Source organism: Dermacoccus sp. SAI-028 (genome assembly GCF_004346775.1).
In the GTDB taxonomy this organism is placed as follows: domain Bacteria; phylum Actinomycetota; class Actinomycetes; order Actinomycetales; family Dermatophilaceae; genus Dermacoccus; species Dermacoccus nishinomiyaensis.
Genome location: NZ_SMFS01000001.1, coordinates 125,646 through 136,417 on the forward strand (window position 1 = coordinate 125,646; position 10,772 = coordinate 136,417).

Below are 10,772 nucleotides of genomic sequence, written 5' to 3' on the forward strand. Positions count from 1 at the left end.
CAGCACCGCCCATGACGTCGCACCGCGGTCACGGTGCGTAGACGACATTCGTCACGGCCACCGTCTTCGGGGCCATGTTGTTGACGCTGTACTGAGCCGTCCACGTCGCGTTGGTCTTGTCGAAGTATTTCTGCCCAGCACCCTTCGTAGGGTCGAAATCCTTGGGCAGCAACAGCACTGCGTCGCCGGCGCTGTCGCAGTAAAGCCAGCTGCGACGGTCTTGGTAGTGCGTCGTCTGGTCGTGCGACGCAGCAGAACACGTCGCCCCGTTGGCGAGCTTCACCTGCAGGGGAGTCGGCTGCTCGCCGGGGTCACGCGGCCGGATCTTCGACACGTTCGACGGGAACCGAACCGCCATCCTCTGTTCGAGGCTCTGCAGGCACAACACGTTTCCGGTCGACTTCTCCTTCTGGCACGCGATGAGACCGGCGGCGATCGCCCCGCACGTGAAGGACTTGCCGGTCTTGGAGTAGGGGCTCACATCGGCGCTGGGTGAGGACGAATCGAAGCCCATGCTGCAGCCGTCGTTGTCGAGGGTCGGCACGTTCCACGATGCGTCGGGCCAGACGGTCGTGCTGACGGTGGGGGCACCAGCGACGGTGGCCGGGGCCGACGATCGCGCGGTGTTCGATGCTCGTGACGAAGAACCGGCCGGGGAGGGCGACGTCGCGGACGGTTCCGAGGGACCTGACGACGCGCTCGCGCTGGTAGCTGGTGAGGACGCCGACGTGGCGGACGACGATGTCGACGTAGCAGCAGCCGGCGTCGACGTCGAGGTCGTCGAGGAGGCTGACGTCGAGGAACTCGGTGAGGGCGAGGTGCTCGTCGCGCTGGGTGGGGTGGAGTCGGCGGTCGTGTCGCCGGAGCCGCCGCATGCCGCCAGGGCGAGCGTCAGCGCACCGAACGACGCGAGGGTGAGTGAGCGAGTACGGGCCATGGTGTCTCCCGGGGTCAGCGTGCTGCCTGTGGGTTCACCATGAGCACATCACACGTGGGCGCCGCGTGGTGGTTCGGCGTGTGCAGTACCCAAGGTTCACGCGACGTTCGTGCTGGCTCGCCTCGAGAAGGCGCGGCATGCGCTCCGACGAGTACCCACACGCGGTCGTCACCAACGCCGACGAACCCGGCGTCGACGAGCCGACGAGCTGCCGAGACCAACCACGCAAGCAAGCGAAGAGCCGTGAACCGCAGCGGCTCTCCCCGTCATTCGCTCGAGGAGAGCCGCCGATGCGTCAGCGGCGCGGCTGGCCGTTGGAAGCGGTCGTGCCGCCGTCGACGGGGATGATCTGGCCGGTGATGTACTGAGCGTCCTTGGTCGACAGGAACAGCGCGATGCCGGCGAGATCCTCGGGCACACCGACGCGGCCGAGCGCGAGGCGGTCGACGAAGGGCTGCAGGTCGTCGTCGCTGCCGGCCATGTCCGCCGTCATCGGCGTCTTGGTGAAGGCGGGCGCGATGCCGTTGATGCGCACGCCCTTGGCGCCCCAGTCGAGGGCGGCGCTCTGGATGAGACCGCTGAGCGCGTACTTCGTCGAGTTGTAGACGGGCTGGCCCCAGTCGCCGCCGATGCCGCTGACGCTCGTGACGACGGTGATCGAGCCGCTCGTCTTCGCCAGTTCGGGCAGCGCTTCCTTGAGCATGTAGAAGAAGCCGTCGACGTTGGTGCCGTAGGCGGCGGCGAAGTCTTCGTCGCTCGTCTCGGTGACGTCACCGCCGACGTGCTGGCCGGCGTTGTTGATGACGACGTCCAGGTGGCCGTACGTGTCGACGGCCGTCTTGACGAGGGCGGCGACGTCGTCGTGCTTCGACACGTCGGTCTGCACGGCGAGGGCGTTGTCGCGCCCGGCGATGACCTCGTCGAGCTTCTCCTTGCGGCGCCCGGCGACGACGACGGTGGCGCCGTTGTCGAGGAACGCATCGGTGATGGCGGCGCCGATGCCGGTGCCGGCGCCCGTCACGATGACGACCTTGCCCTTGACGTCGTACGTGTTCGCTGTCATGACGGTGCTCCTTCGCGCGGGGTCGTGGCTGATGCCGCCTGGTTGTTTCCAGCCTGTCGCGCAACGGTGTTCGCGTGCAACTGCGGCGCGGATGGCGGGGTGGGCGCCGGGCGCGTCGCAGTTGCGCGCACGATGCGTGGCCGATGCGGCAGCGCGGCGCTCGCGGGCGCCTTCCAGTGTGGAGCCGTACGCTGTGCCCTCGTGTCGAGGATCTTCGAGTTCATCCTCAACCTGCCGCCGTGGCTCGTCCTCGTCTGCGCGTTCCTCTTTCCGGCGCTCGAGGCGTCGGCGTTCGTCGGCGTGGTCGTGCCGGGTGAGATCGGCGTCGTGCTCGCGGGGGTCGTCGCGAATCAGGGGAAGTTGCCCGTGTGGGCGGTGCTCGTGGCGTCGATCGCGGGGGCTGTCATCGGCGACTCGATCGGCTACGAGGTCGGCAAGCGTTGGGGTGAGCAGATCCTGAGCAAGCTGCCCGACCGCCTGCTCGACAAGCGCAAGATGGAGAACGCGAAGGACGCGCTGCGCCGTCACGGCGGCAAATCGGTGTTCTTCGGGCGTTTCATCGCCGCGCTGCGCGCCCTCATCCCCGGTGCCGCGGGCATGAGCGGGTTGCCGTACGTGAAGTTCGTGTTCTGGAACGCGCTCGGCGGGTCGATCTGGGCGACGGCGTTCGTCCTCATCGGCTACATCGCCGGCAGCCAGTACAAGTCGGTCGAGCGCTACGCCAACTGGATCGGCATCGCCCTGCTCGTCGGCATCATCGGCTTCTTCGTCGTCAAGCACTTCCGCGGTAAGCGCGAGCACGCCTGACTCACACACGTCTGAGTCCGAGGCACCTGCAGCCCCGGGTGGACGACGCCCCGCCGACGGCATCCGTCGACGGGGCGTTCACACGTCCTGGTGGCGGTTCAGTCGCACTGCCAGCACACGCCGCTGGCGGGCAGCTGGGTGAAGCATGACGGGCAGACGGGCTGCGGTTCGTCCTCGCGCTTGGCGGCGCGGGTGCGTTCGGCGGCGCGGTCGGCGCGTTCGCGGCGCACGATGACCTGTTCGGGGATGCGGGCGACGCCGCCGCTCTCGGGCAGGTCGGTGGCGTAGGCGCGGTAGCACATGAGGCGGTGTTCGGCGGCGTCCGCTTCGACGTCGGGTTCGCCGACGAGTTCGGGCATCGTCAGGCCCTCGGCGATGGGCGTGCGCCAGTAGGCGGTGCCGACGGTTCCGTCGGTCTTGAGGCACAGCGACGTCAGGGGCGGGTCGCCGGCGGTGGCGGCCTGCACGGCGCACAGTTCGAGGATCTTGCCGACCATGTTCGCCGGCGTCGACGAGGTGTGGATGCCCGATTCGCGCTGCACGTGCTGCGCGAGCTCCTTGTAGGTGATGAGGCCGTTGTAGTGCGTCGCGACCTGCTGCAGCCGCTCGTAGGCGATGCGCGTCCAGACCTTCAGGGCGTCGGCGAACTCGACGGGCGTGCCGTCCTCCGCGCGGTAGGTACCTCGTGGTGCGGGGGACGTCGACATCAAGCCTCTTTCGTCGGTTTCGTCGGTGGGGGTGCCGTCGAATTATCCCCCGGCGCGCTGGGGGGCTGCGACCAGCAGCGTCGTGAGATCACCCACGCTTGCCTGGGCGTTTCGTCGACATCGCGGGTGCCCGACGTCGGGGTGGGTGACGTGGCGCGGCGGAACAGGGACGATGGGGGCATGAGTGATGGTGGACGCATGAGACGCGACAGGTTCGACGGGCACATCGCCGGCGTGGGGACGACGTCAGGTCGACGTTTCGTCGTCGGACGGTGGTCGCGCTCGCCGTTGGGATCGTTCGCGGACGTCATGGTGGCACACCCTGACGGGCGACGGGAACTGCTCGCCCCGAACGGGGAGGTGGCCGAATACGTCTGTGCGACCTATCAGTTCGACGACGTGACGGTCGTCGACGTCGCGATCGACGGCGCCACGGGCGCTGGTTTCACGTGGAACATCGCCGCCGGTGAACTGGATCTGAGCCTGACGTTCGGTCGCCGCCGCGCGCTCGCGTGGCCGCTGTGGCCGATTCGTGGGGCGCTCGTTCACCCGGGCACGGCGCGCGCGATCGACCCGTTCGCGCGCGTGCTCATGCCGGGGGTTCGCACGGCGGGGACGGCCGGAAACGGGCGTCGCGAGTTCTATCTCGCGCAGGATCTGCGCGCCGTCACGGCCGTGCGCGGCACGTGGGCGGGCGATGACGTCGGGGCGCTCGCGGACGTCACCCCTGAGCCCGGTTTCGGATTCAGCTCGACGCCGCGCCGACCCGCCGTCACGACGGTGACGACGTTCGTCGAGGTGCCTGACTGAGGGGCTCAAAGCTGAACTCATAGTGCGCGGCGGATCATGAGTTCAAGGCAAGAGCGTCGCGCTGCAACGGTCCACAGCTCTTCATCGGGGTTGTGGGGGCTGAACTTACAACCGAACTCATACTTACCGCGCCCACCTAGCGGGGCCCGGCGGGAGCGCGGCGAGGCGCGGGGGTGTTCGTGTCTCGCGGTTCGGCGCTGGCCGCTGATGACGAGGTCTGCTGCGCCCCGATCAAGAGCCCTCCATCGCGATGGTGTGGGGGTTGTCACCGCTGGGGGCTACGTTGTGAGCGGGCCGAATGAGTCGGTCATCGAGCGACGAGGGGTGGATGGCGTGAGTGTGACGTGGGGTGAGGCGCGTCGGGTGCAGGAGGCCGGGCCGCAGCAGGCTTGGTGGCCGCAGGGTGAGCAGCCGCAGTGGGCGCGGGTGACGCCGTCGGATCTCATCGCCGTCACCAGTCAAGACGACGACGCGGACGCGGTGGAGCTGCCGGGGCTGTGGCGTCTCGATGCCTACGACGAGGAGCGCGAACTCGTCACGTACGAGCTGTGCCTCGCATCCGTCGACGGCGGACCGGCCGGCGAGCCGACGTTCGTGTGCCATGACGCAGGGGCGGTCGTCAAGTTCCGCGACGACCTGACGTTCGAGACCGGCGACGATGCACAGCCGCTCGTCGCATGGTTCGCGTGGCTGCAGCGTCGTGATGCGCTCATGGCGTCGGAGCCGCGTAGCGATGAGTGGGCGGGCGACGACGTCGACTCGCAACTCGAGCGCGCGGAGGCTGACGTCGTCGCGATGGGCGAGCAGACAGCGCTGCTGTCGGTGTTCGACAGTGTTGCGGCGATTCGCGAGTGGGTGGCACGGCTCTCGCCGAAGCCGCTCGTGCCGTTCGAGATCGTCGCGTTCGACGCGGCTGGCTGGCTCGAGGCCAAGCGTGCGCAGGATGAGGACGGCCTGTTGCACCAGTACCACGAGACGTCCGACGACGATCCATCGCAGATCGTCGTGAAGTGGCTCGCGGTGAAGCCCGACGTCGAGTCGGCGCAGACGTGGTTCACGACGGCGGACGGCGGTGTCGGCTCGGCGTACGTGTGGGGTTACTCCGAAGGGGGCGGTCAGGTGTCAGCGTTCGCCGTCGAGCGGGCGCTCGCATGGGGTGAGGTGGCGCCGTTCGTCACCGATGAGTTCGCCGACGATGTACCCGCGTCTCGCCGATGGATCGCCGTGCGCGCACAAGGCATGGTGTCGGGTATCGCTGTGCCCGTGGAGGATTCGCTCGTCACGGTGTCGACGGATGCGGACGGAGCGAGCTTCGGCCTCCGCGCCGAAGAGGCCGAGACGAGCGTCGCGCGCAGGCGTGCCGAGCAGGATTTCCGGTTGAAGTGGGCGCGCTGGTTCAACACCGACGAGGAACTGACGCGTGACGAATTGGCGCGCGGCGTCGGCGCTGTCGAAGCGACGATGAAGGAGCTGGCATGACGAACGTGACGCACGAACTCGACTTGGGCGACACCGGGTTCGACGAGTTCGACGACGGCGATAGCACCCGCTGCACGTGGAACGAGTGCGTGTGCACCGAGACCCCGACGCACTACGTCGTGTTCGCCGAGCACGCCGGCGGCGGCGACGCGCAACTCTTCTGCGCGCGCCATTACGTGCTGACGCTCGCGAAACTCATCGAACTGCACCTGCCCGAGTGTTCGGGCGGCGCTGACGATCACGTGTTGAGGTACGGCTCGCTCGCCGAGTAGCGCCCGCGTCAGCGTTACGGCATGCACCTCTATCCTCAGTCTGGCGAACGCTCACGGGTTTGCGATTTCTCGGATGAGGATCACTTCTCGCAGGCGACTCCGTCTCCATCACGATCGAGCTTGCGGCTGTACCCAGGTTGGCCGGCGTAGAGCGGAGCAGCCCCTGCTGCCTTGACCTGCCTACAGTTGCTGTAGCTGGCGGAGCCAGTGGGTTCGGCGTCTGGGGTGTCGGGCTCGTCCGTCCTTTGCGGCACCACGGGTGCAATGGGCTCGCTGGTCGCGGGCGTTTCGTTGCGAGTCGGTGCTGTTGATCGCGTTGTCGCGGCCCGCGGGGTGACGGGTGTTGTTCGGGAACGCGTGCTGTCCGAGGTATCTCGTTCCTGGCTGGTCTCGGCCGTGCTCGCCGTGCTGGCGGCGGTGCTCGTCGTGGGGGTTGTCCGAGATGGCGCCACGCTCGACTGAGTGGCGGTTGTCGTAGCCGATGACGCGGAGACTGACGGATTCGAACTGGCGCCTGAGCCGCCATTGCACTGCGCGACGAGCAATGAGACAAGGACGAGACCAGCGCCTCCCATTCCGACCTTTTTCAGAAGGCCCGTTCGGTTGGCGGTTGACGCCGTCGACGAGGCCGCCACCGTAGCCCCACTTGGTGTCTGACGGGGCCAGGAGCGTGGGATCGACTGCGGCAGGTTGTGAGCCCGGGTTTGCGTCACGGGCTGCGTTGGCTCTGGAACAGTTGGGGCCTGGTCGTCTGCGCCCCGGTTCTCGTAGCGCTGGCGCAGGTTCGCGGCCGTGTTTCGGGCCGTTCGCGTGGCTTCCGCCGCCGTGCTCGCCGCCGCGCGTCTGGCTTCTGCCGTATTGGCGTCGAGGGAGCGGAGGGCGCCGCCGATTCGTTCACGGGCATCGCGCCACGAGGGAGATGATTCCGCGCCATACAGGCCCTCCGGTCCAGCGACAGGGCGTCGGGATTCGTCGACCCAAAAGGGCCAGTCTGCGGGGGCGTCTGGCCAGCGAGGGTCCGGCTGCCAACCTTGGGACGGTCGCCAGGCGTGGGGCGTCGGGGGCCAGCCAGGAGGCGGGTTGAAGTATTCCATTCGCCTCATCGTGCCAGGTCGCTCCCTGCTGAGCGGGCTATCGGGAAGAACGCCCTTATCGGTGTCTGACCCGTTCGGAGCGCCGGGTCATGTGCTGATCGCGGAGCCTCGGTTCTCGTTGAGAGTGACCGGGGTGGCGAAGGTCGCGACGGCTGTCCCATCGAACCGGGGCCGCGATGACACGATGGGGCATGGCTGATTTTGACGACCCGTCGGTCGAGGCGTTCATCCAGTCGTTTCGTGAGCAGTTGAACGACGAGGAGAACTGGCCTGACGTCGCCCGTGAGCTCGGGTTGCCGCCGCAAGCCGACGGCGGGCAGCCGGCGTCAGGCGCTGCCAGCGCGCCCGGTGCGGCGTTCGGCCTTCCCGCAGCGGGCGTGCCCGCAGGCTCGACGGAAGGCGTTGCGCGCCGGTTCTTCACGCCACCGCCGCCGCGGCCGCAGGTGACGCTGCCGCCCGCACGCGACGGCGTGCGGCTCCTCACCGTCCGCGTCGACGTCGACGAGGTGAAGCCGGCTGTTTGGCGCCGTATCGAGGTGCGTAGCGACGTGACGATGGCGCAGTTCCACGACGTCATCCAGGCGACGCTCGGATGGGCGGACGCGCATCTGCACCGGTTCACGCTCGGGCCGAAGAAAGATGTCTGGCGTGGGCCGTTCCTCGCGAGCGTGGCAGACGTAGAGATGGGTGATGACCTCGACGAGGCGTCCGGCGTCGAGACCGAGGTCGTTCTCGATCAGGTGTTGCGCGCTCCGGGCGATCGCGTGTTCTACGTGTATGACTTCGGTGACGACTGGGTGCACACGATCAAGGTCGAGAAGGTCGTCGAGCTCGCGACGAGCGGTACACCTGACGCTGACGGCCCGCTCGCGGAGTGCGTCGCCGGTCGCAACGCGTGCCCGTTGGAGGATTCGGGCGGACCGTGGCAGTACAACGAGCTCGTCCAGGGGCACAAGGCGCGCAACTTGTCACCGGAATACGCCGAGTGGGTGCCGCCGGGCTGGGATCCGGCGCGCTTCTCGGTCGACGAGGCGAACGCCGCGATCGTCGTGCTGTCGAAGGAGAACGAGGCTCTGCAGAGGATCGCCGAAGAGGGGGCGGTGGATCCGTCGTCGATGCTCGGCCAGACGTTGCGGCGGGCGTCGCCGCGTGCGCAGGTGGTGTTGCTCGGTTCGGTGTCGCGGGCCCGCAAGGAGCATGTCGAACCGACGGACGCAGAGCGCGCCGACGCGTTGCGCTCGTGGGTGACGCTCATCGGCATGCTCGCGGAGGGCCCGTTGCCGTTGACGCAGGCGGGCTACCTGAAGCCTGACACCGTCGGCAGGATCGTCGACGCGCTAGGCATCTGGACGCACGGCAGTAGCCGTCGAGAGATGGATGTCGTGCCGGTGACGGCGCTGCGTGAGTCGTTGAAGACGATGGGCTACGCGCGTCACTATCGCGGTGAGTTCGTGCTGACGAAGCGCGGCCAGTTGGTCGCGAAGGCGATTGCTGCGGGCGAGTTGGAGCAGTTGTGGCGCGACCTCGCTGCCGCGCTGGTGCCGGCGAAAGCCGACGAGTTCGAGGCCTGCGCGCGAACGCTCTACGCGCTGCTCGTCGCCTCAGCTTTTCCGCAGGAGCACACGTACGAGATGATCCGCGAACTCATCGCGGACGTGGGATGGCGCATGCCCGACGGCTCACCGCCGCGTTGGCGCGACATCGGCCCGTGCGTGTGGCCCATGATGCGCATGCTCGAGCACGTCGAACAGGACTGGCGCTTGCGACGATCGGGACAGGATTACACGCCCGCTGCCCGCGCCCTGGCGTTCGACGCCGTGGCGGAGCTGGCAGACACGTCAGGAACGCAGCGCAACCCGGGCTGACGGGTGGCGCCCCGCGCCGAGAGAGACGAGAGGTCGACGAGTGGACATCACGAGGATCAATGGATACGGCCCCGACCACGAGTGCTGGGTCGGGGGCGGGCACGAGATGGGCCCGCCACGGATGCGGTCGGTGCATGCGTCGAGCAATTCTGCCCAGGCGGAGGTGCTGTCGGTCATCGACGGCTTCCTCCAACTGCGCGTGCCGAGTGGTGACGCCGTCTGGGTGTGGAGCCACGAGCCATGGACGTCCGACGCCGGCGCTCCCGTCGTGATCGGGGACCTCGTGCAACTCCACGCGGCGGACGTGGTCTCTGACAGCGACGTGTCGTGGGTCCGCGCCGTCACGCGGGTCGATGAGTTCGACGCAGGGGAGGCGCGTCGCATCGCGTCGGGCTCGGTGCGCCGTTGCGGAGAGTGCGGGCAACTCGAGTGCGACGGAGGCGCAGGGTGTCTCTGGCTCGCGGGGGACTTCTACACCTTCGAGCTCACGGCGAACATGGGCGACGGGCGCTATGTCGTGGGTCTGGGCAGCGGCATGGCCCGCATCGTCGAACGTGACGGCGTCCTCTACCCGGCTCAGAGACTGGGCACGATCGCGGCCATGGGTCATGCGGCGTACTGGGAGGACGCCGGCGACGCCGACCTCGAGGAGATCGTGCGGTCCGCGCGGCGCGACCCGCAACTCGACTACGGCCCAGGGGCGCCGAGGAGAGAACGCCGGCAGAAACGCTGACGGTCGCAGATCAATCGTCCAGGTCGTACGGTTCGTCTTGCTGGAGCTGTGCCCGCAGCCATTCATCGTGCTTCGCCGGGTCCGCCAGGGCGTCACGAATCGCGCGGTACTCGTCATCCTCGGCGAGGATGCCGCGCAGGCGTTCTCGATCGTCGCCGTCGAGGGCGATGGTGCACTCGAGCGTGGTGCCGTACCCGGAGCGCAGATCGGCCAGGAGGCTATCCCACGAGCGACGTTCGGCGTCGGGCAACTGCCCGGCGGGGTCGAAGGGTTCGAGCGCGATCGCTGCGGCCAACGGCACTCCGATCGTGCCACCTTCGACGTCAGCCAGCCAGCGCGCGACCACTTCGCCGCGGCGCTCGGAGGAGAGGGCCATCTCGACAGGCGGGGCGGTGGCGTCACCGTCGGCGCTCGCGATGGCGCGGGTGGGGCTGACCTGGGTGAGGGTCCAGCTGGATGCGCCGCTCATCATGCCGTCTTCGCTTCCCCAGTGGAACGTGGCGAGTGTGACGCCCACGGGAGCGTCATTCTGTGTGAGGAAAGGGGCCCCGCTGGGTTCGGCGAACTGGACTCGCCTGCCGTCGACACATGCATACCGGCGTGCCGGCGCCTCCCAGGAGCCAGGGAACTCGTCGTCCTGCGACTCGAACTGCTTGGTGGAGAAGGCCCAGTCGTGCTCATCGGGCTCTCCGTCGCCAGCCGTGCGGAGTCGGTGCAGCACCTCGTCCTCGGGGAATCCGCACACCCACATCGCGACGTTCGCCGGGACATCGAACACGCTCACTTCGTCGGGTATCGCACTCGGACGAGGTTCGCTCGCCCACCCATCGGCCGTGCAGTGCCACAGCTGCCCCTCAGGGTCGTCGTGAGTTTGGCCCTGCCACAGGAAGCCTTCGCCGGTGCTGGCACGGCGAAGTATCCAGGCTGAGCTCGAGGCCGGCTCGAAACCGTGGGGGAGGTCTTTCTTACGAGGCTTGCACTGGGGCATGGGCCCGAGGTTACCCG

At 68.2% G+C, this 10,772-nt stretch carries 13 protein-coding genes; 8 read left to right on the forward strand and 5 right to left on the reverse strand.

What is annotated here, in order from left to right; all coding sequences use genetic code 11:
- Positions 1-28 precede the first annotated feature (28 nt).
- Positions 29-514 carry a hypothetical protein gene (locus EDC82_RS00625; RefSeq protein WP_074040042.1) on the reverse strand — a complete coding sequence of 162 codons (486 nt, stop codon included), beginning with the start codon at positions 512-514 and terminating at the stop codon, positions 29-31.
- On the opposite strand from EDC82_RS00625, the gene EDC82_RS00630 reads away from it, so the two are divergent.
- A complete protein-coding gene (locus EDC82_RS00630) occupies positions 513-980 on the forward strand; it encodes a hypothetical protein (RefSeq protein WP_074040043.1) in 468 nt (155 codons plus the stop codon). The genes EDC82_RS00625 and EDC82_RS00630 overlap by 2 nt on opposite strands.
- A gap of 252 nt (positions 981-1,232) precedes the next feature.
- Here EDC82_RS00630 and EDC82_RS00635 read toward each other — a convergent pair whose 3' ends face one another.
- On the reverse strand, positions 1,233-2,000 hold the full coding sequence (locus EDC82_RS00635; RefSeq protein WP_131940232.1) for an SDR family NAD(P)-dependent oxidoreductase: 768 nt from the start codon (positions 1,998-2,000) through the stop codon (positions 1,233-1,235).
- Positions 2,001-2,201: 201 nt separating this feature from the next.
- On the opposite strand from EDC82_RS00635, the gene EDC82_RS00640 reads away from it, so the two are divergent.
- On the forward strand, positions 2,202-2,807 hold the full coding sequence (locus EDC82_RS00640) for a DedA family protein (protein WP_235006048.1): 606 nt from the start codon (positions 2,202-2,204) through the stop codon (positions 2,805-2,807).
- Between the two features lie 98 nt (positions 2,808-2,905).
- Here EDC82_RS00640 and EDC82_RS00645 read toward each other — a convergent pair whose 3' ends face one another.
- Entirely contained in the window at positions 2,906-3,514 is a 609-nt protein-coding gene (locus EDC82_RS00645) for a hypothetical protein (RefSeq protein ID WP_006944651.1), read from the reverse strand.
- A gap of 198 nt (positions 3,515-3,712) precedes the next feature.
- On the opposite strand from EDC82_RS00645, the gene EDC82_RS00650 reads away from it, so the two are divergent.
- The 3 genes from EDC82_RS00650 (at position 3,713) to EDC82_RS00660 (ending at position 6,075) form a co-directional block, all read left to right on the forward strand.
- Entirely contained in the window at positions 3,713-4,324 is a 612-nt protein-coding gene (locus EDC82_RS00650) for a hypothetical protein (RefSeq protein WP_131940234.1), read from the forward strand.
- A gap of 333 nt (positions 4,325-4,657) precedes the next feature.
- Positions 4,658-5,803 carry a hypothetical protein gene (locus EDC82_RS00655; RefSeq protein ID WP_131940236.1) on the forward strand — a complete coding sequence of 382 codons (1,146 nt, stop codon included), beginning with the start codon at positions 4,658-4,660 and terminating at the stop codon, positions 5,801-5,803.
- Entirely contained in the window at positions 5,800-6,075 is a 276-nt protein-coding gene (locus tag EDC82_RS00660) for a hypothetical protein (protein ID WP_006944769.1), read from the forward strand. The genes EDC82_RS00655 and EDC82_RS00660 overlap by 4 nt, the downstream gene beginning before the upstream one ends.
- 80 nt (positions 6,076-6,155) lie before the next feature.
- Here EDC82_RS00660 and EDC82_RS00665 read toward each other — a convergent pair whose 3' ends face one another.
- Positions 6,156-6,332 (reverse strand): excalibur calcium-binding domain-containing protein, encoded by a 177-nt coding sequence (locus EDC82_RS00665; RefSeq protein ID WP_235006050.1) that lies wholly within the window; start codon positions 6,330-6,332, stop codon positions 6,156-6,158.
- A 7-nt stretch (positions 6,333-6,339) separates the two neighbouring features.
- On the opposite strand from EDC82_RS00665, the gene EDC82_RS14415 reads away from it, so the two are divergent.
- The 3 genes from EDC82_RS14415 to EDC82_RS00675 all read left to right on the forward strand — a co-directional run bounded on the left by EDC82_RS14415 (position 6,340) and on the right by EDC82_RS00675 (position 9,767).
- Entirely contained in the window at positions 6,340-6,537 is a 198-nt protein-coding gene (locus EDC82_RS14415; protein WP_038566383.1) for a hypothetical protein, read from the forward strand.
- A gap of 823 nt (positions 6,538-7,360) precedes the next feature.
- Positions 7,361-9,034, forward strand: a complete 1,674-nt coding sequence (locus tag EDC82_RS00670; protein WP_074045846.1) for a plasmid pRiA4b ORF-3 family protein — start codon at positions 7,361-7,363, stop codon at positions 9,032-9,034.
- Between the two features lie 40 nt (positions 9,035-9,074).
- Complete coding sequence (locus EDC82_RS00675; RefSeq protein ID WP_131940238.1) at positions 9,075-9,767, forward strand: hypothetical protein; 693 nt, start codon at positions 9,075-9,077, stop codon at positions 9,765-9,767.
- A 10-nt stretch (positions 9,768-9,777) separates the two neighbouring features.
- On the opposite strand, the gene EDC82_RS00680 is transcribed toward EDC82_RS00675, so the two are convergent.
- Positions 9,778-10,545, reverse strand: coding sequence for a hypothetical protein (locus EDC82_RS00680; protein WP_131940240.1), 768 nt, complete (start codon positions 10,543-10,545; stop codon positions 9,778-9,780).
- Positions 10,546-10,772 lie beyond the last annotated feature (227 nt).

Bases quoted from the DNA above. Each gene is read 5' to 3' on its own strand.
- EDC82_RS00630 (WP_074040043.1), top strand. From the start codon at position 513: ATGCTGCAGCCGTCGTTGTCGAGGGTCGGCACGTTCCACGATGCGTCG.
- EDC82_RS00625 (WP_074040042.1), bottom strand. From the start codon at position 514: ATGGGCTTCGATTCGTCCTCACCCAGCGCCGATGTGAGCCCCTACTCC.
- EDC82_RS00635 (WP_131940232.1), bottom strand. From the start codon at position 2,000: ATGACAGCGAACACGTACGACGTCAAGGGCAAGGTCGTCATCGTGACG.
- EDC82_RS00645 (WP_006944651.1), bottom strand. From the start codon at position 3,514: ATGTCGACGTCCCCCGCACCACGAGGTACCTACCGCGCGGAGGACGGC.
- EDC82_RS00650 (WP_131940234.1), top strand. From the start codon at position 3,713: ATGAGACGCGACAGGTTCGACGGGCACATCGCCGGCGTGGGGACGACG.
- EDC82_RS00660 (WP_006944769.1), top strand. From the start codon at position 5,800: ATGACGAACGTGACGCACGAACTCGACTTGGGCGACACCGGGTTCGAC.
- EDC82_RS14415 (WP_038566383.1), top strand. From the start codon at position 6,340: ATGGGCTCGCTGGTCGCGGGCGTTTCGTTGCGAGTCGGTGCTGTTGAT.
- EDC82_RS00670 (WP_074045846.1), top strand. From the start codon at position 7,361: ATGGCTGATTTTGACGACCCGTCGGTCGAGGCGTTCATCCAGTCGTTT.